At 57.3% G+C, this 21,418-nt stretch carries 21 protein-coding genes; 18 read left to right on the forward strand and 3 right to left on the reverse strand.

Annotated features, from left to right (window positions below; genetic code table 11):
• Positions 1–166 precede the first annotated feature (166 nt).
• From RTX96_RS03315 to RTX96_RS03325, 3 genes are read left to right on the forward strand one after another with little or no spacing between them, the layout of a single operon-like run.
• Positions 167–889: a DUF969 domain-containing protein gene (locus RTX96_RS03315; RefSeq protein ID WP_103821016.1), complete on the forward strand. Its 723-nt coding sequence runs from the start codon at positions 167–169 to the stop codon at positions 887–889.
• Positions 886–1,872: a DUF979 domain-containing protein gene (locus RTX96_RS03320; protein ID WP_312267901.1), complete on the forward strand. Its 987-nt coding sequence runs from the start codon at positions 886–888 to the stop codon at positions 1,870–1,872. Before RTX96_RS03315 ends, RTX96_RS03320 begins: the two co-directional genes overlap by 4 nt.
• Positions 1,873–1,898: 26 nt before the next feature.
• The gene (locus RTX96_RS03325; RefSeq protein ID WP_312670125.1) at positions 1,899–2,894 is read left to right on the forward strand and encodes a DUF2891 domain-containing protein; all 996 of its coding nucleotides are present in this window, start codon (positions 1,899–1,901) and stop codon (positions 2,892–2,894) included.
• A 63-nt stretch (positions 2,895–2,957) separates the two neighbouring features.
• On the opposite strand, the gene RTX96_RS03330 is transcribed toward RTX96_RS03325, so the two are convergent.
• Both RTX96_RS03330 and RTX96_RS03335 read right to left on the reverse strand, forming a co-directional pair.
• The gene (locus RTX96_RS03330) at positions 2,958–5,501 is read right to left on the reverse strand and encodes an excinuclease ABC subunit UvrA (protein ID WP_312670126.1); all 2,544 of its coding nucleotides are present in this window, start codon (positions 5,499–5,501) and stop codon (positions 2,958–2,960) included.
• Positions 5,502–5,562: 61 nt separating this feature from the next.
• The gene (locus tag RTX96_RS03335) at positions 5,563–6,474 is read right to left on the reverse strand and encodes a LysR family transcriptional regulator (RefSeq protein ID WP_312670127.1); all 912 of its coding nucleotides are present in this window, start codon (positions 6,472–6,474) and stop codon (positions 5,563–5,565) included.
• Here RTX96_RS03335 and RTX96_RS03340 point away from each other — a divergent pair.
• The 9 genes from RTX96_RS03340 (at position 6,463) to RTX96_RS03380 (ending at position 13,721) form a co-directional block, all read left to right on the forward strand.
• Positions 6,463–7,014: an ester cyclase gene (locus RTX96_RS03340; protein ID WP_312670128.1), complete on the forward strand. Its 552-nt coding sequence runs from the start codon at positions 6,463–6,465 to the stop codon at positions 7,012–7,014. The genes RTX96_RS03335 and RTX96_RS03340 overlap by 12 nt on opposite strands.
• A gap of 156 nt (positions 7,015–7,170) precedes the next feature.
• A complete protein-coding gene (locus RTX96_RS03345; protein ID WP_103821020.1) occupies positions 7,171–7,605 on the forward strand; it encodes a RidA family protein in 435 nt (144 codons plus the stop codon).
• Positions 7,606–7,608: 3 nt separating this feature from the next.
• Complete coding sequence (locus RTX96_RS03350) at positions 7,609–8,283, forward strand: DUF1028 domain-containing protein (protein ID WP_312670129.1); 675 nt, start codon at positions 7,609–7,611, stop codon at positions 8,281–8,283.
• Positions 8,284–8,297: 14 nt separating this feature from the next.
• Complete coding sequence (gene argE / locus RTX96_RS03355; RefSeq protein WP_312670130.1) at positions 8,298–9,455, forward strand: acetylornithine deacetylase; 1,158 nt, start codon at positions 8,298–8,300, stop codon at positions 9,453–9,455.
• Positions 9,456–9,578: 123 nt separating this feature from the next.
• Positions 9,579–10,727, forward strand: a complete 1,149-nt coding sequence (locus RTX96_RS03360) for an ABC transporter ATP-binding protein (RefSeq protein WP_312670131.1) — start codon at positions 9,579–9,581, stop codon at positions 10,725–10,727.
• Positions 10,724–11,722 carry an NAD(P)H-quinone oxidoreductase gene (locus RTX96_RS03365; RefSeq protein ID WP_312670132.1) on the forward strand — a complete coding sequence of 333 codons (999 nt, stop codon included), beginning with the start codon at positions 10,724–10,726 and terminating at the stop codon, positions 11,720–11,722. Before RTX96_RS03360 ends, RTX96_RS03365 begins: the two co-directional genes overlap by 4 nt.
• On the forward strand, positions 11,719–12,333 hold the full coding sequence (locus tag RTX96_RS03370; RefSeq protein WP_312670133.1) for a glutathione S-transferase N-terminal domain-containing protein: 615 nt from the start codon (positions 11,719–11,721) through the stop codon (positions 12,331–12,333). The genes RTX96_RS03365 and RTX96_RS03370 overlap by 4 nt, the downstream gene beginning before the upstream one ends.
• Before the next feature lie 12 nt (positions 12,334–12,345).
• Positions 12,346–12,795, forward strand: a complete 450-nt coding sequence (locus RTX96_RS03375; RefSeq protein WP_103821025.1) for a type II 3-dehydroquinate dehydratase — start codon at positions 12,346–12,348, stop codon at positions 12,793–12,795.
• Positions 12,792–13,721: a glyoxylate/hydroxypyruvate reductase A gene (locus tag RTX96_RS03380; protein WP_312670134.1), complete on the forward strand. Its 930-nt coding sequence runs from the start codon at positions 12,792–12,794 to the stop codon at positions 13,719–13,721. The genes RTX96_RS03375 and RTX96_RS03380 overlap by 4 nt, the downstream gene beginning before the upstream one ends.
• Before the next feature lie 35 nt (positions 13,722–13,756).
• On the opposite strand, the gene RTX96_RS03385 is transcribed toward RTX96_RS03380, so the two are convergent.
• A complete protein-coding gene (locus tag RTX96_RS03385; RefSeq protein WP_103821027.1) occupies positions 13,757–14,719 on the reverse strand; it encodes a LysR family transcriptional regulator in 963 nt (320 codons plus the stop codon).
• A gap of 258 nt (positions 14,720–14,977) precedes the next feature.
• Here RTX96_RS03385 and RTX96_RS03390 point away from each other — a divergent pair, with 258 nt between their 5' ends.
• From RTX96_RS03390 to RTX96_RS03415, 6 genes are all read left to right on the forward strand, one after another.
• Positions 14,978–16,009 (forward strand): ABC transporter substrate-binding protein, encoded by a 1,032-nt coding sequence (locus RTX96_RS03390; RefSeq protein ID WP_103821028.1) that lies wholly within the window; start codon positions 14,978–14,980, stop codon positions 16,007–16,009.
• Positions 16,010–16,074: 65 nt separating this feature from the next.
• A complete protein-coding gene (locus tag RTX96_RS03395) occupies positions 16,075–16,929 on the forward strand; it encodes an ABC transporter permease (protein ID WP_103821029.1) in 855 nt (284 codons plus the stop codon).
• 1 nt (position 16,930) lies between these two features.
• On the forward strand, positions 16,931–17,815 hold the full coding sequence (locus tag RTX96_RS03400) for an ABC transporter permease (RefSeq protein ID WP_312670135.1): 885 nt from the start codon (positions 16,931–16,933) through the stop codon (positions 17,813–17,815).
• A 26-nt stretch (positions 17,816–17,841) separates the two neighbouring features.
• Complete coding sequence (locus RTX96_RS03405; RefSeq protein ID WP_312670136.1) at positions 17,842–19,092, forward strand: NAD(P)/FAD-dependent oxidoreductase; 1,251 nt, start codon at positions 17,842–17,844, stop codon at positions 19,090–19,092.
• Positions 19,093–19,167: 75 nt separating this feature from the next.
• Positions 19,168–20,301, forward strand: a complete 1,134-nt coding sequence (locus RTX96_RS03410) for an alpha-hydroxy acid oxidase (RefSeq protein ID WP_312670137.1) — start codon at positions 19,168–19,170, stop codon at positions 20,299–20,301.
• A gap of 93 nt (positions 20,302–20,394) precedes the next feature.
• Positions 20,395–21,153: a carbon-nitrogen hydrolase family protein gene (locus RTX96_RS03415; RefSeq protein WP_312670138.1), complete on the forward strand. Its 759-nt coding sequence runs from the start codon at positions 20,395–20,397 to the stop codon at positions 21,151–21,153.
• The last annotated feature ends 265 nt before the right edge of the window (positions 21,154–21,418 follow it).

Consider the following 21,418-nt stretch of genomic DNA (forward strand, 5'->3'; position numbering starts at 1 on the left):
TTTACATGTTTTTGTGGTTCAGATATAGCTTTTTAGTGCTGGTTCTGTGGAGCCAGGCGCAAAACACAACATCGCTCGCCGTAATGCATCACGCTTCGTCCTGACACGAAGTATTAAAAAAATAGCCCTCGGCGCGCAACACTCACTTTGGATAGGGTAAACGTTTATGGACGGTTCGACATTATTGCCGCTGATTGGGATACCCATCGTGGTTATCGGCTTTGCACTGCGCTTCAACCCGCTGCTGGTGGTGGTGGTGGCCGGGCTGACGACGGGTCTGCTGGTGGGCATGGACTTTGGTCTGTTGCTGGAGACATTTGGCGAAAAGTTCGTTAATAGCCGATCGCTGGCAACCTTTATCTTGATCCTGCCGGTTATTGGCCTGCTGGAATACTACGGGCTCAAAGAGCGGGCCCAGGCCTGGGTGGCTAAGATCGCCAGTGCCACCTCGGCACGTATTCTGATGCTCTACTTTGTGGCGCGTGAAGGGACGGCGGCGCTGGGGCTGATGTCGCTTGGCGGTCATGCCCAGACGGTACGTCCGCTGCTTGCGCCGATGGCCGAAGGGGCGGCACTGAATGAATATGGCGAGCTGCCGCAACATATCCGCGACAAAATCAAAGCGCATGCCGCCGCGTGCGACAATATTGCGGTCTTCTTTGGCGAGGATATCTTTATCGCCTTTGGCGCCGTCCTGCTGATTGATGCCTTCCTGAAAGAGAGCGGTATCGAGGGGATAGAACCGCTGCATATCGGCCTGTGGGCCATTCCAACCGCCATCGCGGCATTGATTATTCATATGACGCGTCTGCTGCGCCTGGATGCGAGCATTCGTCGCGACGTAATGGCCTGGCGAGCAGAGCAGGGTACACAGGAGATCGCACCATGATGACGCTTATCACTATTAACCGCGTGTACTACCTGATTGGCTTCGTTGTGATGCTGCTGGTGGTGATGACCCTGCGCGATCGCGCCAATCCTAAGCGCTTTACCACCGCGCTGTTCTGGTTTTTGTTCGGCGGGATCTTCCTGTTTGGCGATCTGATGGTGCAGGAGTTGGGCAAGTCTCTGGCGTACCGGATCATTGGTGGCTGCGTCATCCTCATTGCCTTGCTGGCAGGGTTCGGGCTGGTGGGTAAAGGCCATTATAAAATGTCCACCGAGTCCGAGCGCGTCGCCTCATCAAATCGACTGAAAAACTGGCTGTTCCTTCCGGCGCTGATGATCCCGGTGGTTACCGTGATCGGCACCTTGTTCCTGAAAGGCGTATCTGTGGGTGGGGTCTACCTGCTTGACCAGAAACAGCTCACGCTCGCGGCCCTGTGCGTGGCGTGCGTTGCCGCGATCCTCACGGGCTGGTGGCTGACAAAGGGGACGCCGCTGCATGCGGTCCGCCAGTCTCGTCGCCTTGTTGATACCATCGGCTGGGCAGTGATCCTGCCACAGATGCTTGCCATGCTGGGCGGTGTGTTTGTGGTGGCGAATACCGGTGAATCGGTGCAAAAGGTGGTTAGCCTGTTTGTGAACCCGGATAACCGTTTCATGCTGGTGGTGATTTATTGCGTAGGTATGGCGCTCTTTACCATGATCATGGGCAACGCCTTTGCGGCTTTCCCGGTGCTGAGTGCAGGTATCGCCTTGCCATTCCTGATCAACGTACACCACGGTAACCCGGCTCCGCTGCTGGCAATTGGCATGTACGCGGGCTATTGCGGCACCCTGATGACGCCGATGGCCGCCAATTTCAATATCGTTCCTGCGGCTCTGTTAGAGCTTAAAGATAAGTACCAGGTGATCAAAATCCAGATCCCGACCGCGCTAACCCTGCTGGTTGTTAACGTGTTCTTAATGTATTTCCTCGTATTTCGCTAAGCGTAGCAATGACTTAAGGAGCTGTTATGGAACTCACTCAACATCAGGCTGATGCGTTTGCCAGAATGCCATTGACCTATTTGCGTCAAGAATACCCTAACCACATTATGCATCTGCTTAATGACGATGGTGACGTACTGCCGCCCCGCGAACTGCATCCTATTTTTTACGGCTGTTTCGACTGGCACTCGGCAGTGCATGGTTACTGGCTGCTGCTGCGTTGCGTGCGCCACTATCCTGAGCTGCCGTGCCGGGATGAGATTGTCGCGCTATTTGATGAGCACATGACGGAAGAGAAGGTTGCGCAGGAGTTGGCCTATTTCAACGCGCCGTTTCGGGCCTCTTTTGAGCGGCCTTACGGATACGGCTGGTTGCTGGCGCTGGCTCAGGAGCTGAAGCAATCCGCGTTACCCCAGGCCGCGGGCTGGTATCAGACCCTTCAGCCATTAACGCAGGATATTCGCGGCCGGCTGATGGATTATCTCAGTAAGTTAACCTACCCGATCCGGGTGGGTACCCATTACAACACCGCCTTTGCGTTGGCGCTGGGTCTGGACTATGCTCGCGCCGTGCAGGATGACGCGCTTGAGCAATCGATTGTGACGGCGGCGAACCGCTTCTATCTCGCTGACACGCGCTATCCGGCTCACTATGAGCCAGGCGGGGACGAGTATATCTCCGGGGCGCTTACGGAAGCACTGCTAATGAGCAAGGTGACGGATCGTTTTCCGGCCTGGTTCGATGCGTTTCTTCCTGACGTGGGCGCGGTGTGGGCGCTGATGAACCCGGCAGAAGTGAGCGATCGTACCGATCCCAAAATTGCCCACCTGGATGGTTTAAACCTCAGCCGCGCCTGGTGCATGAAGCATATTGCGCAAGCGTTGCCGACACAGCACGCGGGGCAGCAGGCGCTGAGCGAGGCGGTGGAGCGTCATCTTGCGGCCAGCGTAGAGCATGTAGTGGGAAGCCACTACAGCGGCGGACACTGGCTGGCCAGTTTCGCACTGCTGGCGCTGGAGTAATCAAAAAAGGGAGAGTGCCATGTGGCACTCCCCTGACTCTCACGTTCACAACGCTGTTCGTCGCTATGCGTCAGGATCGCTGCTCCTCTTTTTCAACCTGGCTGACAGATAGGGCGCGGTGAGGCTGTCCTGCGAGCGGCTTACCTCTTCCGGCGTACCGGCCGCAACGAGTTGTCCGCCGTTTTCGCCAGAGCCAGGTCCAAGATCGAGGATCCAGTCGGCTTCGGCGGCGATGCGCATATCGTGCTCCGCCATGACCACCGTATCGCCGCGCTGTACCAGCCGGTCAAGGACCCGCATCAGCTTATCCATATCCGCCGGATGCAGCCCCGTGGAGGGCTCGTCCAGCAGATAGAGCGTTTTACCCCGCTGCACCCGCTGTAGTTCCCAGGCAAGCTTAATGCGCTGACATTCACCGCCGGACAGTTCGGTCGCTGGCTGGCCTAGCGTCAGGTAGCCGAGACCGAGCGCGGCAAGCGCGGCGAGAGAACGCTGGATAGTGTCATTGTTCCTGAACGCTGAAATGGCTTCGTCGACGGTAAGATCCAGCACGTCCGCTATCGTTCTGTTATGCCACCGCACCTCAAGGGTTTCATCATTGTAGCGACGCCCGCCGCAGGCGGAGCACGGCGCGCTTGCCTCGGGCATGAACAGCAGCTCTATGGTGATCTGCCCCTGGCCCTCGCAGGCTGGGCAGCGCCCGGCGGGGAGGTTGAAGGAAAACCGGCTGGCGTTAAAGCCGCGCTTTTTCGCCTCGTCCGTTTCAGCAAAGAGCTTGCGTACGGTGTCGAAAAAGCCGGTATAGGTCGCCAGGTTGGATCGCGGCGTCCGCCCGATGGGCCGTTGATCGATACGAACCAGACGATTAAGAGACGTCCCGCCCGCCGTGATTTTACCCTGTACATCGGGAACCACGCCGTCCTCCTCAGCACCTTCCTCTTCCGGCGTTTTGTCGAGTCGTTGAAGCAGCGCGGGGAGCACCCGGGCCAGAAGCGTGGATTTACCCGAGCCAGACACGCCGGTGATGGCGGTCATCCGTTCCAGGGGGATGCGGACATCCAGCCCGTGAATGTTATTGCAGATGATCTGCTCAAGCGTCAGCCAGCGTTCGGGAAGGCGACGCCGACGCAGGCCCGGACGATGGCTGTCGAACAGGTAGCCTGCGGTAGGCGAACTGGATACCTGTTTGAGACCCGATGGGATGCCGTTATACACGATCTCACCGCCCAAACGTCCTGGGCCTGGGCCCACTTCCGTCAGCCAGTCGGCTTCGGCGATAACATCCAGATTGTGTTCGACAATGATCAGCGAGTTGCCCGCCTCAAGCAGCAAACGCAGGGACTGGAGCAGGGCGCGTACGTCTTCCGGATGCAGGCCAGCCGCAGGCTCATCGAGCACGTAAACCACGCCAAAGAGCCGGGAAATAAGCTGCGTGGCCAGACGGATCCGCTGCAGCTCACCGGACGAGAGCATGGTGGTCCGGCGGCTGAGAGAGAGGTGTCCAAGACCCAGTTTTTCGAGCTGGTCGAGGCGGCTACAGATATCGGTCGCCATCCTGATAACGGCCTCGCGTAGCGCGGCCTCGCCAGGTAGCTGTTGCGAACGGCCATCGGCAAAGGGTAAAAGCAGCGCCTTCAGCTGAGTAATCGTCAGATCGGCCATTTCTGCAATATCGTAGCCCGCAAAGGTGTAGGCCAGGGCATTCCGGTTAAGTCGCTTGCCGTGACATTCAGTGCACGGTGCCACGGTAATGAAGCGGGAGAGGCGTTTTTTCACCGACTCCTTACCGCCCGAGTAGCTCTGCAGCAGGTATCTTCTGACGCTGGTATAGGTGCCGGTATAGGCGGGCTCAGTGCCTGCCGCGATGGCCTCCTGGCGCTGCTCCGCATTGAGTCCTAAAAAGATGGGTACCGAGGGCTGTTCGTCGGTGAAGATGATCCACTCTCGATCTTTCTCAGCCAGCGTTTTCCAGGGCGCATCAATGTCGTAGCCCAGCGTTTCCAGAATGGAACGCAGGTTTTTTGCCTGCCAGCCTGCAGGCCAGGAGGCTATTGCCCCTTCGCGAATGCTCAGCGAATCGTCTGGAACAAGCGCGTCGGCTTTCACTTCATGTACCCTGCCCATACCCTGGCAGGCCGGGCAGGCGCCCTGGGGGTTATTGGGCGAGAAAGATTCAGCGGCAAGGAACGGGACGTCAGCGGGATGGCTACCGGCGCGGGAAAATAGCAGCCTTAGGGTAACAGAGATCCGTGTCAGGCTGCCGACCGTTGAGCGCTCCTGCGCACCGGCCCGGCTCTGCTGCAGGGCAACAGCAGGCGGCAGACCGTCTATACCATCCACGTCTGGCGCAGATGCCTGCTCAATCAGACGTCGCGCGTGCGGTGCGACGGATTCCATAAAGCGTTGCTGCGCCTCGGCATAGAGCGTGTCAAATGCCAGGGAAGATTTACCCGAGCCGGATATGCCGGTAAACACCACCATAGCATCACGGGGAAAAGTAAAAGAAACGTCCTTGAGGTTATGCGTTCTGGCCCCGTGTACGCTTACACCAGAGCTGATATTCGGAGACTGAGCGCGTAGGCTTTTTAAAAATCTTTCTGATGACATGGTTTTCCCTGATAATAAAAGAACTTCAAGGGTAGACTTGGAAAGGGCATCGAACAACTTGCTACAAGGTACTTGCGTGCGCTGCAATAAATTCTCTGAACCATACCTGAGCGGGAGAGTTGTTGCTGCGTCTATGCCATATCAGGTCAAACACGATTTCCGGCAGCGCCAGGGGTGGCGAAAACAGCATGAGCTGATAGCTGGTCTGCGAATGGAGGGCCACACGTTTGAGGATCGTGGCGGCCATATCGGTACGCGCGATGATCGCAGGTACGGCAAAAATGTGTGGCACGGTTAAGGCAAGCTTACGCTGCTTGCCCTGTTGGGCGAGAGTCTGATCGACGAGGCCGTGCAGCTGTCCTTCCGGTGATACGAGCACATGCTGCAGATCCAGATAGGTTTTCAAATCCATCGGCTCCCTTGCAGCCCGATGTTCACGCGATACGATGGTAACAAATTCATCACGCAGCAGCGGCTGGGTCAGAATACGCGCATCCCTATTTGTCGGCGGCACGCCGAGGGCCACATCGATCGCACCGGCATCGAGCAGATCGACAGCAGCATTGCGGTCATTAAATGAAACCACATTCAAAGAGACGCCGGGGCAGGTCTGCGCCAGCGCTTGCATAAGCGTCGGAAGCAGGACCACGGTAGGATAATCTTGCAGGCCCAGTTTAAACGTGACCTGTGCCGTTTCAGGCTTAAAGCCAGGCTGGGTAATCATTACCTGCTCGATCTGTTGCAGAGCAGCAGCAATGGGGGATGCCAGGTCCCGCGCGCGTGATGTGGGAATTAAACCTGCATTGCTGCGCTGAAAGAGGGGATCGCCCAGCAGGATACGTAGCCGGGACAGGGCTGCGCTCATCGCTGGCTGGCTTACACCAGTCTGGATTGCGGCGCGCGTAACATTGCGTTCGTTCATGAGCGCATTGAACGCCACTAACAGGTTTAGATCGATACCATGAAAATCCATATTTCGAATAATGGGTTATATCGGTTATTTGTTGGATTGATTGTAACGCAAGTTTTATTCTGCCACCTCCTTAACTACGGAGTAACGCTTCTCATGAACATCCCCTCGGCAGAGTTGACCCAGCAATTACGCACCGAACTTGCGGCTGTAGAAACATTGTATCGTGCATTCAGCGAACAGGATCCCGATCTTGTGGATGCCGTCCTTGCCCCTGAGTGGGATGACATTCCGCTGGCGCCAGGTCAGGCTCCCGGCCCGGCAGGGATAAAGACCATCATCAACATGGTCGTCGCCGCCTTTCCGGATGTGCACATCACCATCCATGACACGGTTCAGGAACCGGGCAAGGTTGCCGTGCGTGCCGAAATCGGCGGGACCCATTTGGGTGAGCTGTTTGGCATCCCACCTACCGGTAAAAAGGTGAGTTTCAGACTGCATGAGTTTCACACAGTTGCCAACGGTCTAATCACCACCACCTGGCACATGGAGGACTGGTTTGGCCTGTTCCTACAGCTTGGCCAGTTCCCATCACAGAGCTGAACCTTTTTCACAGACATTCAGCACAGGCTCCGATAAGCAGTTTAATTCATTCGGTTAACTCGGATTTTTTAAACTAACGCCTCGGATTATGCTGTTTTGTCTGTGACGCCCGAGAATGTATACCTTGCTGGGAATCCCTTTTCTCAGCAGGCAAACATGAGCACACATACCCGCATTCGCAAATTCAATACGAAAGAGACCTACCCGAACCAGTCGCTGGACAACGATCTTTGCCAGGCCGTTCGCGCTGGCAATACCGTTTACGTTCGCGGTCAGATTGGTACCGACTTCGACGGGAATCTGGTGGGGCTTGGCGACCCGGCCGCGCAGGCCGAACAGGCGATGAAAAACGTGAAACAGCTGCTGGAAGAAGCGGGCAGCGATCTGTCGCACATCGTTAAAACGACCACCTATATCATCGACCCTCGCTATCGCGAGCCGGTCTATCAGGTTGTCGGCAAATGGCTGAAAGGCGTATTTCCCATCTCAACCGGGCTGGTTATCTCTGGGCTGGGTCAGCCGCAGTGGCTGATGGAGATTGATGTTATCGCCGTGATCCCGGACGACTGGCAGCCGCAGGCAGGAGAATAAACCATGACCTTATCGATTATTGGCCGCTGCGCGCAAACCGGCCAGATGGGCATCGCCATTAGCTCGTCCAGCATCGCGGTGGGCGCGCGTTGTCCCTGGCTGCGCAGCCAGGTCGGCGCGGTCTCAACCCAAAACATCACCTTACCGGCGCTCGGGCCGCGCATTCTTGACCGGCTGGAGCAGGGCGATGCTGTCGACACCGCGCTAAAAGCCGGGCTCGGCACCGATGACTACGCCATCTATCGACAGGTTACGGTGCTGACGGCCGACGGACAAAGCGCGTTTTACAGCGGCGATAAGACGCTCGGCGTTAACAACGCCCTGAGCGGCGAAAACTGCGTGGCGGCGGGCAATATGCTGGCGAGTTCGGATGTCATTATCGCGATGGTCAACGCCTTCGAACAACGCTCAGGCGATCTTGCCGACAGGCTCATCGCCGCGATGCAGGCGGGCATGAACGCTGGCGGAGAGGCAGGGCCTGTGCATTCAGCGGCACTGTCGATTGTGGATGCGCCTGTCTGGCCGGTTGTCGATTTACGTGTCGACTGGACGGACGCCGATCCCATAGATGAGCTCAATCAGCTCTGGCAGGCGTACAAGCCGCAGATGCAGGACTATATAACGCGCGCGCTCGATCCCCGCAGCGCGCCTGGCTACGGCGTGCCGGGCGACGAATAACGCAAGGAGAGGCGATGATAACCAGTCGCAAACTGCTGGAGCAGCTGGTGGCGTTTGACACCACCAGCCGCGAATCCAACCTGGCGCTGATCGACTTTGTCTGGCGCTATTTAACCGATCTCGGCGTCCACTGTGAGCTGATTCATAATGCCGAGCGCAGCAAAGCTAATCTCTATGCGCGGCTTGGCCCGGCAGGCAGCGGCGGCGTGATGCTCTCCGGCCACAGCGATGTGGTGCCGGTGGATGGGCAGAGCTGGAGCGTCCCGCCGTTTGCGCTGACAGAGCGAGACGGCAAGCTATACGGCCGCGGCACGGCGGACATGAAAGGCTTTGTCGCCTGCATGCTGGCGGCGGTGCCGCATTTTCTTGCACAGCCGCTGGCGCAGCCGCTGCATCTGGCGATCTCCTATGATGAGGAGGTGGGATGCCTGGGCGTTCGCACCTTGCTGGATGCGCTGGCGAGCCGCCCGGACAAGCCCGACATCTGCCTCATTGGCGAACCCACCGAACTACAGCCTGTGCTCGGCCACAAAGGCAAGCTTGGCGTTCGTTGTGAAGTGCAGGGCGCGGCCTGCCATTCGGCCTATGCGCCGCAGGGGGTCAATGCCATTGAATACGCGGCAAAGCTGATTCACCGCCTTACGGTGATAGGCCAGCGGCTGGCCGCGCCGGAACGTCAGGATCCGCGTTTCGATCCGCCGTTTACGACGGTGCAAACCGGCGTGATTCAGGGCGGCCGGGCGCTAAATATTGTACCTGCCGACTGTACGTTTGACTTCGAAGTGCGCACGTTGCCGCAGGACGACGCGCAGCAGGTGGTGCAGGAGCTGGAAGGTTATGCGCAACGGGAGCTGCTGCCGCATATGCACGCTGTCAATGCCGACGCCGCCATCCGCTTTTATCCCATCAGCGGCTATCCCGGTTTGTCTACTGCAGCGCACAGCGCCGCCGCGCGGCTGGTTGCTCATCTCACCGGTTCTGACGCCTTCAGCACCGTGGCATTCGGTACGGAAGGTGGACTGTTCCATCAGGCCGGCATCCCCAGCGTGATCTGCGGGCCGGGCAGTATGGCGCAGGGCCATAAGCCCGATGAGTTTATCACTGTTGAACAGTTAGCCGCCTGCGATGCCATGCTGCGTCGTCTTGCCGCATGGATGTGTCAAAAAAGGTGACGCTGTCACCTTTTCTCTGCTTTACCTTTTCCAAACGCCAGCTTCAGGAAGCACTAACCGCGTGATGCGCGCTTTACCCGTATGCTGGTGACACGCATTTGATAGCCCGTTTCTGGAGAGTTCATGGTAAGCGCAGAAGTCACCACATTCCCGCAGCCCGAAACGCTGCATCCCGTCGCCAACAAATCCAATGTCGCCGTACAGCTTGACGGCGTACTGAAACGCTTTGGTGACGCCATCGCCCTACACAAAATTTCCCTGACGATAGAAGAAGGGGAATTTATTACGCTGCTCGGTCCCTCCGGCTGCGGCAAAACCACGCTGCTGAACCTGATGGCGGGTTTCGCCGAGGCGGATGGCGGCGAAATCTTTATTGATGGCGATCTGGTTACCGAGATACCGCCGTACCAGCGAGAGATCGGCATTGTGTTTCAGAACTACGCCCTGTTTCCGCATATGACGGTGGAGAAAAATGTCGGCTACGGCCTGCGTATGCGCGGTGTGCCAAAAGCCGACATCGCAGAGCGCGTTGAGCAGGCGCTGGCGCTGGTGAAGCTGTCTGGTTACGGCCATCGCAAGCCGCGTGAGCTCTCAGGGGGGCAGCAGCAGCGTGTGGCGCTGGCGCGAGCGCTGGTCATTCGTCCCAAAGTACTGCTGCTGGATGAGCCTTTCTCGGCGCTGGATAAAAACCTGCGTCTGTCGATGCAGGTTGAACTGAAGGCGATTCAACGCAAACTTGGCGTCACCACGGTGTTTGTGACTCACGATCAGGGGGAAGCGCTGAGCATGAGCGACCGCGTGGTGGTGATGTCGGCAGGACATGTGCGCCAGATTGGCACGCCGGATGAGATCTATCGTCGTCCGCAGGATCCCTTTGTCGCCGGTTTTGTGGGCGATGTAAATATTCTTCCGGGGCGTTATGCCGGTCGCGACGGCATGGCGATGCTGGAGATGGGCGGCAACAGGCTGCGCCTGCCAGCGGAACGCGTGCACGCCACGATGGGCGAACGCCTTGATGTCTACGTGCGTCCGGAAAACCTGCAGCTGGCACCGCTTGGTCCGCATTCGCTGTTCAGCGCCACGGTGATCGCTCATGTCTTTCAGGGCGATCATGTGGATGTGCATCTCGATGTCCCGGCGCTTGGCAGCGCCTCGCTGTTTGCACGCCAGTCCGGGTTGAATTCACTGACGCGCTGGCCCGTCGGCAGCCTGGTGGGCGTGAGCGTTGATGATGAAGGCGTATGCGCATTTAGCGCGGAGAAACAGGGATGATGATACCTGAAGTGATGAACGCGATCGTCCCCCGCCAGCCGGGCGGCCCTGAGGTGTTAGCCCAGGTAGAGCGTAACGTGCCGCAGCCTGGCCCAGGCGAGGTATTGATTCGTGTCGCCAGTGCGGGCGTGAACCGTCCCGATATCTTACAGCGCAACGGCATGCCGTTGCCGCCGGGCGTCACCGATGTGCTGGGGCTGGAAGTCTCTGGCACCGTTGCGGCGCTGGGAGAGGGCGTTGACGCTCTCATGCCTGGCGCGCCGGTCATGGCGCTGCTCAACGGCGGGGGCTATGCCGGGTATTGCGTGGCGCGCGCCGAACTCTGTTTATCCGTGCCGGAAAACCTGCCGCTCGCCCAGGCGGCAGGCGTGCCGGAAGCGGCCTTTACCGTATGGCATAACCTGTTTGAACTGGGCCGTTTGCAGCCAGGCGAAACCGTGCTGATCCACGGCGCGGCCAGCGGGGTGGGGACGTTCGCCATTCAGTGCGCCCAGGCATGCGGGGCGCGGGTTGTGGCGACGGCGGGCGGCGCTGAAAAGGTAGCTGCGCTGCGACAGCTCGGCGTCTGGCGCGCCATTGACCGACATAGCGAAGATTTCGTCGCGGTAATCCTTGAGGAAACCCAGGGGCGCGGCGTGGATGTGGTGCTGGATAACGTTGGCGGCGAGTACGTTGCGCGCAACCTGAGCGTGTTAGCATCGGGCGGACGCCATGTCAGCCTGTCGTTTATGCAGGGCGCGAAGATTGAGCTCGACCTGCAACAGGTGATGCGTAAGGGGCTGCTCCTGACCTCATCAACGCTGCGTCCAAAGAGCGCCGCTGAGAAAGCGCGGCTGGCGCAGTGCATCAGCAAACATCTCTTGCCGCTCATTGCCGCCGGCAAAATCGCGCCAGTTGTTTATCACACCGTGCCGTTAGCGCAGGCCGCAGACGCGCATCGCATTCTGGAGGCCAACGCCAACATCGGCAAAGTGCTGCTGGAGGTGGCGTCATGATGCAACTCTATTTCGCCGCGACGTCCGCTTACGTCCGTAAAGTGATGGTGTGCGCGACGGTATTGGGTCTTGCTGAGGAGATCCAACGGCTGGATTCCGCTGCGCATCCCATTGAGCGTGACGAACGTATCGCCACGTTTAATCCGCTGGCGAAAGTCCCGGCGCTACGTACCGAAAGCGGGATCTCTCTCTACGACAGCCGGGTCATTTGTGAATACCTCAACGCGCGCGCGCAGGGCGGTTTATTCCCGCAAGAGGGGGATCTGCGCTGGCGGAGCCTTGCGCACCAGGCATTGGGCGATGGCATTATCGATGCGGCGTTGCTGGCGCGCTATGAATTCAGCGCTCGCCCGCCTGAGAAACAGTGGCGGAGCTGGGCCGACGCGCAACTGAAAAAGGTCGCCGCCGCACTGGCGGAAATTGAACGTCAGGCCAGCGGTTTTAGCGAACAACCCCACGATATCGGGCTGATTGCCATCGGTTGTGCGCTGGGTTATCTCGACTTCCGCTTTGCCGAACTTAACTGGCGCGCCGGTCACCCACTGACTGCCGCATGGTTCGCCGTTTTCGATGCGCATCCGGCTATGGTCGCTACACGTCCGTACGTTTAATCAGGAGTTTGCATGTCACAGCAGATCTATTTTCTCAACGGGCCGAACGCCAATTTGTATGGGCTGGATAAAAACGGCACCTACGGCAGCGAAAGTTTTGTCAGCATTGGCGAGCGCTGTCAGCGTCGCGCCGAATCGCACGGGGTCATAGTGCATTTTCGCCAGAGCAACCATGAAGGCGTGCTGGTCGACTGGATTCAGGAGGCGCGACAGAACGCGGCGGGATTGATTATCAACGCGGCGGGGTTGACCTATACGTCCGTGCCGATCCTTGATGCACTGCTGACGTTTGACGGCCCGATCGTCGAAGCGCATATGAGCAACATCTGGAAGCGCGAACCGTTCCGTCACCGCTCCCTGGTATCGAAAGCGGCAACCGGCGTGATCGCCGGGCTTGGCGCGTTGGGTTACGAACTGGCGATTGATGCGGTAGTCAACCTGATGGAGGCGCGCATCGCATGAGCAGCCTTGTATTTTACAGCGAATTCGACAGCTTCGACGAGTGGTCAGCTTTACTTGCACCCTATTTGCCCGGCGTGACGATTTGCCGCGCCGAAACGGTGCAAAAACCTGACGACGTGCACTATGCGCTGGCATGGCAACCGCCGCGTGGTTTCTTTGCGCCATACCGCAATCTGAGGCTGCTGGTGAATCTTGGCGCGGGCGTCGACTCCCTGGTCGGGCGTGACGATCTGCCGGATATCCCGATCATTCGCCTGTCCGATCCTGATATGGCGCGCATGATGGCCGGTTATGTGCTTTTTGCGGTGCTGCGCTACGCGCGCGATATTCCGGCGTTTGAGCGCGCGCAGCGGGAGCAGCGCTGGCACTATTTGCATCCGCGCACCCCCTCCAGCGTCCGTGTCGGCGTGCTGGGACTGGGGGAGTTGGGCGGGTATGCGGCGCAGGAGCTGGCGCGACAGGGTTTTGACGTGCGCGGCTGGTCGCGTTCGCAAAAAGCGATTGTGGGTGTTCGCTGTAGCAGCGGCCCGGAGTCGCTGAATGATTTTCTTGGCCAGAGCGACATTTTGGTAGTCATGCTGCCACTCACGCCGCACACGGCTGGCCTGCTTAGCGCAGAACGACTGGCGTGCCTGCCGCCCGGCGCGGCGTTCATCAATGTATCGCGCGGCGCGATTGTCGACCAGGCGGCGCTGACGGACGCGTTACGCGCCGGGCGGATTGCGGAAGCCACGCTGGATGTATTTGACCTCGAACCGCTGCCGCCGGGCGATCCGCTGTGGTGCATGGAAAATGTGCTGATCACGCCGCATCTGGCGTCTGTCGCCATTCCCGCCAGCGCCGCGCAGCAGGTCGCAGAGAACATTCAGCGCGCCGCACGCGGCGAGCCGGTAACCAATCAAGTGTTCCCGGCGCGCGGGTATTAATATTTATAACCGCGCCGGGACGAAATGTGACGGCGTCACGCCACCCGCACCACCTGCGGGTCGAAATAGCTGGGCGCCGCCATGCCAGGGATGTACTGGTCGGAGATAAACATGCGGCAGCGCTCGGCGAACGCGTTCACCACCATAGAGTGCTGCGTATGGGCCACGGTGGCGTAACCCAGCTGCATCGGTCTGTTCACCCCCGCCAGCCGCACGCGAATCAGGCGTTTGCCATCCTGCGAGAGATGCGCTTTCGGCCGCACGTTAGCGATACCAAACCCCACGCCGTTGGCCACCATTGCGCGTACCACTTCCATGTTGCCGGAGCGCATGACCACGTTCGGCGTGACGCCCGCCTCGCTAAACAGCCCCAGGAAATATTCGCGGCTCCACGGCATATCCAGCAGAACCATTGGCATTGTCGCCAGATCCTGAATCGTCACCGCCGACTGCGTCGCCAGCGGATGATGTTCACCCACCATCACATACGGCGGCAGCTGCGCCAGCGAAGTGAATGCGATGTCGTTAGCGGGCACTAAATCGTAAGTCAGAGCGATGTCGATATCGGCAGCGCGCAACTGTTTCAGCAGCTGTTCATGGTGGCCTTCCACGAGCGTAATGCGCACGCCCGGAAACGCCCGGCCAAAGCCGAACACCAGTTCCGGCGTCAGCATGGGTGCCAGCGTATCCAGACAGCCTACGCGCAGCGGGCCGCGCACATTGTTCATGGATTCCGACGCAATGGTATAGAGGTTCATCATCTGCTCCAGAATGAGCTTCGCCTCTTTCAGAACCTGATGGCCGATGGCGGTCAGCGATACGCCCTGAGCGTGATGCCGCACGAACAGCTGTACGCCCAGTTCAGATTCAATGTGGGTAATAGCGGCAGAGATCGACGGGGATGAGACGTGGATACGTTCCGATGCGCCGATGATGCTGCCCGCCTCTCCGGAAGCGACAAAATATTCCAGCTGACGCTGGGTAATGCGACTGAGCATGCAGGTTCTCCTGAGATCGCTGACGCCCTCATGTGGCGCCAGTCATTCTAATAGTGCAGGTTTCTTGCATTTCTCATGCCAAAACAGGGTCATTTTTTTGCGTCAGAAATTCTGACGCAAAGAGGAGGAAAAGGCTGTTTTACCGAATCATCTCGTATCGGCATAGTGATTTCACACCAGGGAACACCGTTCGCACCGCGTTGGCGCGCCGGGTTTCAGATTGCTACCACAGCCATTTCATGCATTGGGGATGAGAATATGTTGCGTAAGATTTGTGCCTTAACGTTGTTGACCACGAGCGTGTTGACCGCAGGTCATGCGATGGCCGCTGACAAGCTGATTGTCAGCACGTGGGGCGGCGGTTTTAAAGATCTGATTGATGAGACCATCGCCAAAGAATTTACCAAAGAGACCGGCGTGGAAGTGCAGTTTGTCACGGGCGGCACCATTGATCGTCTGAACAAAGCCAAACTGGCGGGCGGCTCGCCGGAAACGGACGTGACCTTTACGACGGCGCATGTGGGCTATCTGTACGCCAACTCCGGCCTGTTTGAACAACTCGATATGAGCAAAATCCCGAACGCGGCGAACCTGGTGCAGCAGGCGAAAGTCAGCCCTTATCACCTCGGCGTGTGGGGCTACGTTTACACCATCGGCTATCGACCGGATCTGGTGGCGAAAGGCGAAACCTTTGAGAGCTGGAACGATCTGTGGAAGCCTGAGCTTAAAGGGACGCTGGCGCTGCCTGACTGGGATCCGAGCCATATCATTGCGGTTTCCGCCAAACTCTCCGGCACCGATGCGGCGCACTGGGAGCAGGGCCAGGCGAAGCTGAAAGCGCTTATCCCGAACATCAAATCCTTCTATACCGATGATGCCAATAGCCAGCAACTGATCTCCACCGGCGAAACGCCTGTGCAGGTGATGCTGTCGATGAACGCCTACCACATGATTGCCGAAGGGGTGAACATCAAGCTGGTGATGCCGAAAGAGGGCGCGGTTCTGGGCGTTGATACCGTTGGCATTAACAAAGGCACCCGCAAGGCCGACCTCGCCTATAAGTTCATTAATATCGCCCTGAAGCCGGAGATCCAGCAGCAGGTGGCGAAGATTTATCACGGTAGCCCAACGGTGACGAACGCCCATATTGACCCAGAGCTGGCGAAGCTACCGGGCATGTTAACCACGCCCGAGCAGTGGAATGCCACCATCAATACCGATCCGCAACTCCGTGCCGAGAAGACCGCAGAGTGGCGTCAGTGGTTCTCTGAAAACATCATGTCTCATTGATTGACCTGGCGGCTTGCGGGCCGCCCCGTTTCTACCGGCAACATACTACTCAGGCAGCAACGTCTATGACGAGAAAACCGACATTTTTACCCTGGTTCATTATTCCCGCCACGCTGACCGCGTTTGGGCTGGTTATCGCGATGTTCGCGGTGATGCAATATAGCGTACGCGCCTATATTCCCGGTTCGCTCGACGTGGGTGGGTTTACGCTGGCAAACTTTAACGGCCTGTTTAAAAGCATCTATGCCGATGCCTTTATCAACACCGTCATGCTTAGCGCCAAAACCGCCATTTTTGGCCTGCTGATGAGTTATCCGCTGGCGTACGCACTGGTGCGCACCCGCACTACGTGGATCAAATCCACCATTCTGATTATCGCGATTACGCCGCTGTTTCTCGGCGAAGTGGTGCGCACCTATTCATGGATCATCGTGTTGGGCAACAGTGGCTTCCTGAATAGCCTGTTGCTGGCGATGGGCGTCATCTCAACACCCATTCAGTTTATGTTTACGCAAACTGGCGTGGTGGTGGCGCTGGTGCACGTCACTATGCCGATCATGGTGCTGATGCTGGCCACCGCACTGTCACACATTAACCCCGATTATGAGAAAGCCGCCACCAGCCTCGGGGCAGGCCCGCTCCGCACCTTGCTGACAGTGACCATTCCGCTCTCGATCCCAGGCATTGTCTCCAGCCTGACCACCGCGTTCGCCTGGACCTTTAGCGCCTTCGCCACGCCGCAACTGATTGGCGGCGGACGCGTTAGCACCGTGGCGACCCTGGTCTATCAGCTGGGCTTCTCGTCGATGAACTTCCCGTTTGCCGCCGCGTTAAGCATTGCCGGTTTGATCCTGACCATCCTGTTACTGATGGCGCTGAAACGCATGACCCGATTCCTGCACGCGATGGGAGAGCACTAATATGACCCGTTCGATGAACGATAAACTGATGACGCTGACGGGCCGCCTGCTGGTCGCCGCTATTCTTATCTTTGTGCTGCTGCCGACCGTCGTGGTGTTTATCTCCTCGTTCAGCAGCACCTCGGTGCTGTTCTTCCCGCCGAAAGGCTGGTCGCTGCGCTGGTTCGAACGGGCGGTGAGTTACGATGATTTTCGTCACGGCTTCTGGTCCGGGCTGATTGTCACCGCATGGGCATCGTCGCTGGCGGTGCTCGTGGGCGCCTCGCTGGCGATTGCCATTGAGCGCTACTCATTCCCATGCAAGCAGGTGCTGGAAGGCATTCTGCTGTCGCCGCTGTTTATCCCGCATTTCACTATTGGTCTGGGCCTGTTAATGCTGGTGTCACAGCTCAACCTGGGACGCGGCTATCCGCTGGTGATCTTCTGCCACGTCGTGCTGGTGCTGCCGTTTGTGCTGCGCAGCGTATATGTATCACTAAAAAACCTCGAACAGCGTATTGAGCTGGCGGCGGCTAGCGTGCTGCGCAGCGTATATGTATCACTAAAAAACCTCGAACAGCGTATTGAGCTGGCGGCGGCTAGCCTTGGCGCATCGCCGCTGCGCGTCGTATTGACCATCACCGTACCGCTGATTTTGCCGGGCCTGTTCGGCGGCTGGCTGTTTGCTGCCATTCTTTCCTTTAATGAATTTACCGCATCGTTGTTTATTACCACCCAGGCGACGCAGACCTTGCCGGTGGCGATGTATAACTACGTGCGTGAATTCGCCGACCCGACGCTGGCGGCCCTGTCGGTCATTTATATTACCGTTACCGCCACGCTGTTAATTATTGCCAATAAGTTTTTAGGGCTTGGCAAAGTATTAAACGTTGACGCCAGGCATTAATAAATTGTGAATTTTGGGGATGTATTATGTCAGTAGAAAAAATTAATACGGTTATTGTTGGTGCTGGGCAAGCCGGTATTGCCATGAGTGAACATCTGGCGCTGATGGGGGTGCCGCATGTTGTTCTTGAGCGCAGCCGCATCGCTGAACGCTGGCGCTCAGAGCGCTGGGATTCGCTGGTGGCGAACGGACCCGCCTGGCATGACCGTTTCCCGTCGCTTAGATTCGACAATATTTCCCAGGAGGCCTTTCCGCCGAAAGAGCGCATGGCGCAGTATTTCGAAGATTATGTGAAGATGCTTAACGCGCCAGTACGCACCGGCGTAGAGGTCCATCAGGTGGAGCGCCTGCCGGGGCGCAGCGGGTTCAGAGTGGTGACCTCAGCCGGTGAATTCGAAGCCGACAACGTGGTTGCCGCAACGGGTCCGTTCCAGAAGCCGTCATTCCCGCAGATTGTACCAGAGAGCGCCGGGGTGCAGCAGATCCACTCTTCCGTTTATAAAAACCCGCAGCAGTTGCCCGCAGGCGGCGTGATGGTGGTGGGGGCAGGGGCATCCGGTACGCAAATCGCCGAAGAGCTGCGGAAAGCGGGGCGTGAGGTTTATCTCTCGGTTGGGGAACATTACCGTCCGCCGCGCGCTTATCGCGACCGTGATTACTGCTGGTGGCTCGGCGCGCTCGGCCTGTGGGATGAAGTTAAAATCAAGCCGAAGAAAGAGCACGTGGCCTTTGCGGTGAGCGGCTATGAAGGCGGCAAAACCGTGGATTTCCGCCGCCTGGCGCATATGGGCATTACGCTTGTCGGCATTACCAAAAGCTGGGATAACGGCGTGCTGCACTTCGCCGAAGGTCTGGCTGAGAATATCGCCGAGGGCGATAAAGCCTATTTCGACGTACTACGCGATGCTGATGCCTATATTGAGCGCAACGGGCTGGATCTGCCGCCGGAGCCGCAGGCCTGGGAGCTGTTGCCCGATCCGGCGTGCCTGCTCAGTCCGCTGACGCAACTGGATATTGCCGCAGCGGGCATTACGACAATTATCTGGGCGACCGGTTTTAAATTTGATTTCAGCTGGCTGCAGGTCGATGCATTCGATGAAAAGGGGTTGCCGTTCCATAAACGCGGTATTTCCGCCGAGCGGGGCATCTATTTCCTCGGCCTGCCGAACCTGGTAAACCGCGCCTCATCGTTTATTTACGGTGTATGGCACGACGCTAAATATATTGCCGATCACATTGCGTTGCAGAACGCCTATACCGATTACGTTAAATCGTAATAGCTTTTTGCATTTTTTTATTATTATCAGCGGCTAAATAATCATTATTTAGCCCTTTTTTATTGGATAGCGAATATGACCATAACCTGTATCGAAGAGTTACGGCAGCTGGCGCGTAAGCGGGTGCCAAAAATGTTTTACGATTATGTGGATGCAGGCTCATGGACTGAGTATAGCTATCGCGCCAACGAAACCGATTTACGCCGCCTTGAGTTTCGCCAGCGCGTGGCGGTCGATATTGCCGGACGCAGCACCGCCAGCGTGATGCTCGGGCAGGCCGTTACGATGCCGGTGGCGATTGCGCCCACCGGCTTAACCGGCATGATCCATCCTGACGGTGAGATCCTTGCGGCGCGCGCGGCAAAAAAGTTTGGTATTCCTTTTACGCTCTCCACGATGAGTATTTGTTCGATTGAAGCGGTGGCGCAGGCGACGAATTACCATCCATTCTGGTTTCAGCTGTACGTCATGCGCGATCGCCAGTTCGTTGCCAACCTTATCGACCGTGCAAAATCCGCCAATTGCGGCGCGTTGGTTGTCACTATGGACTTACAGGTGTTTGGCCAGCGCCATAAAGACATCAAGAATGGCCTGTCGACACCGCCAAAAATGACGCTGCGCAACCTGCTTAATATTGCCGGCAAACCGCGCTGGTGTCGCAGTATGCTTGCCACGCGTAACCGTAACTTCGGCAATATCATTGGCCACGCCAGCGGGGTTGATAATATCGACGCGATGGTGGAGTGGACGGCCCAGCAGTTCGACCCGCGGCTCTCCTGGCAGGATGTTGAGTGGATAAAGCAGCGCTGGGGCGGCAAGCTTGTCGTGAAAGGCATTATGGACGCAGACGATGCGCGTCTGGCGGTAGAGGCGGGCGCGGATGCGCTGATCGTCTCCAATCACGGCGGGCGTCAGCTGGATGGCGTATCGTCATCGATTACCGTACTGCCGGAGATTGTCGCCGCGGTAGGCGATCGCATTGAAGTGCATTTCGACGGCGGGATACGTTCCGGGCAGGATGTGCTCAAGGCGATTGCGCTCGGCGCAAAAGGAACCTATATCGGGCGCAGTATGCTGTATGGGCTAGGAGCGCTGGGGGAGGAGGGTGTCACAACGGCGCTCAACATCATTCGTAATGAGTTCGATTTGTCGATGGCGTTCTGCGGCAAGACGCATGTCGCATCGATTGATGCCGGGATCCTGCGGTAGAGCGTATCCAGTAGAATGAAGTATTAGAAAGATGACGCATGATGTTTATTTTTGTATGGTAAATGATGATCTTAACAACATTAAGGCGTAGGTATGGGCAGTATTCAAGGAAAGTTAAAAATCGCAGCTGCACAATTTGCTCCGGTTCGCGGCTGTATTGAAGAGAATATGCGCTATCACGAATTACTGATCGCGTCAGCAGCATCGGCTGGCGTTAACCTCATCTTTTTTCCAGAACTCTCTTTAACAGGTTACGAACCAGAGATGGCTGAACAATTGGCTCTCGCCGATGAGAGCTGCCTCCGGCCTCTTCAAAGGTTAGCTGAGAAACAGGATATGGTGATTATTGCGGGGGCACCTTTGAACGTCAAAGGCCGCAAGCCAGCCATTGGCGCATGTGTAATTTCTTCGAAGCAGCCAATTTCCTATTACCGAAAAATGTATCTTCACCCCGGAGAGTCTGATTACTTTTCAGCCGGTGAAGCGGAGTGTGTTTTTACGGTACGCAACTTTAATGTCGGTGTGGCTATATGTGCAGATGCAGGGCAACCGATGCATGCAGAACGAACGGTGCATATGGGGGCTGACATTTATCTTAATTCAGTTTTGAGCGCAGGTGGCTATGATAAAGATGCAAGTCTGCTGCAAAGTTACGCCAAACGTTATGCAATGCCTACGCTGATGGCTAATTACTGTGGCCCGTCAGGCGGTTGGAAACCGGTCGGGAAAAGCGCCGCATGGAATGAAAAGGGTGAACGTATTGCTCAGGCTCCAGAGGATCGTGCCGCACTGGTCATTATGGATTTACAGGATGGTAAGTGTTCCGGACAGGTGATCTGCCTCAGTAAATAAATACTCTTGATAAAGTTATCATATGCATCGCACGACCAGGCTGAATATGGAGAGACTGAGCCACAAACAGACATTAGTATTGAGCCCCCATAACCTCAGTGCGCATAATGTATATTATGTTAAATTGCGTATTGGGTTCCCACAGGCTGCTTAGCCCATCCCAGTTAATTCTTTCGAATCAGCATTGTTCCCCTTCTCTTCGTTAGCCCAACATGACTATCATCTCTTTTCTTTGTCTTTACCCGGACGGACCATAACGACAAGC

The organism is Pseudescherichia sp., assembly GCF_032052675.1.
In the GTDB taxonomy this organism is placed as follows: domain Bacteria; phylum Pseudomonadota; class Gammaproteobacteria; order Enterobacterales; family Enterobacteriaceae; genus Pseudescherichia.

Coding starts and splice junctions, on each gene's coding strand:
- RTX96_RS03375 (WP_103821025.1), top strand. CDS start 12,346: ATGTCACAGCAGATCTATTTTCTCAACGGGCCGAACGCCAATTTGTAT.
- RTX96_RS03405 (WP_312670136.1), top strand. CDS start 17,842: ATGTCAGTAGAAAAAATTAATACGGTTATTGTTGGTGCTGGGCAAGCC.
- RTX96_RS03390 (WP_103821028.1), top strand. CDS start 14,978: ATGTTGCGTAAGATTTGTGCCTTAACGTTGTTGACCACGAGCGTGTTG.
- RTX96_RS03335 (WP_312670127.1), bottom strand. CDS start 6,474: ATGGATTTTCATGGTATCGATCTAAACCTGTTAGTGGCGTTCAATGCG.
- RTX96_RS03340 (WP_312670128.1), top strand. CDS start 6,463: ATGAAAATCCATATTTCGAATAATGGGTTATATCGGTTATTTGTTGGA.
- RTX96_RS03385 (WP_103821027.1), bottom strand. CDS start 14,719: ATGCTCAGTCGCATTACCCAGCGTCAGCTGGAATATTTTGTCGCTTCC.
- RTX96_RS03370 (WP_312670133.1), top strand. CDS start 11,719: ATGATGCAACTCTATTTCGCCGCGACGTCCGCTTACGTCCGTAAAGTG.
- RTX96_RS03365 (WP_312670132.1), top strand. CDS start 10,724: ATGATGATACCTGAAGTGATGAACGCGATCGTCCCCCGCCAGCCGGGC.
- RTX96_RS03380 (WP_312670134.1), top strand. CDS start 12,792: ATGAGCAGCCTTGTATTTTACAGCGAATTCGACAGCTTCGACGAGTGG.
- RTX96_RS03330 (WP_312670126.1), bottom strand. CDS start 5,501: ATGTCATCAGAAAGATTTTTAAAAAGCCTACGCGCTCAGTCTCCGAAT.
- RTX96_RS03350 (WP_312670129.1), top strand. CDS start 7,609: ATGACCTTATCGATTATTGGCCGCTGCGCGCAAACCGGCCAGATGGGC.
- RTX96_RS03325 (WP_312670125.1), top strand. CDS start 1,899: ATGGAACTCACTCAACATCAGGCTGATGCGTTTGCCAGAATGCCATTG.
- RTX96_RS03410 (WP_312670137.1), top strand. CDS start 19,168: ATGACCATAACCTGTATCGAAGAGTTACGGCAGCTGGCGCGTAAGCGG.
- RTX96_RS03415 (WP_312670138.1), top strand. CDS start 20,395: ATGGGCAGTATTCAAGGAAAGTTAAAAATCGCAGCTGCACAATTTGCT.
- RTX96_RS03395 (WP_103821029.1), top strand. CDS start 16,075: ATGACGAGAAAACCGACATTTTTACCCTGGTTCATTATTCCCGCCACG.
- RTX96_RS03360 (WP_312670131.1), top strand. CDS start 9,579: ATGGTAAGCGCAGAAGTCACCACATTCCCGCAGCCCGAAACGCTGCAT.
- RTX96_RS03315 (WP_103821016.1), top strand. CDS start 167: ATGGACGGTTCGACATTATTGCCGCTGATTGGGATACCCATCGTGGTT.
- RTX96_RS03400 (WP_312670135.1), top strand. CDS start 16,931: ATGACCCGTTCGATGAACGATAAACTGATGACGCTGACGGGCCGCCTG.
- RTX96_RS03345 (WP_103821020.1), top strand. CDS start 7,171: ATGAGCACACATACCCGCATTCGCAAATTCAATACGAAAGAGACCTAC.
- RTX96_RS03320 (WP_312267901.1), top strand. CDS start 886: ATGATGACGCTTATCACTATTAACCGCGTGTACTACCTGATTGGCTTC.
- argE (WP_312670130.1), top strand. CDS start 8,298: ATGATAACCAGTCGCAAACTGCTGGAGCAGCTGGTGGCGTTTGACACC.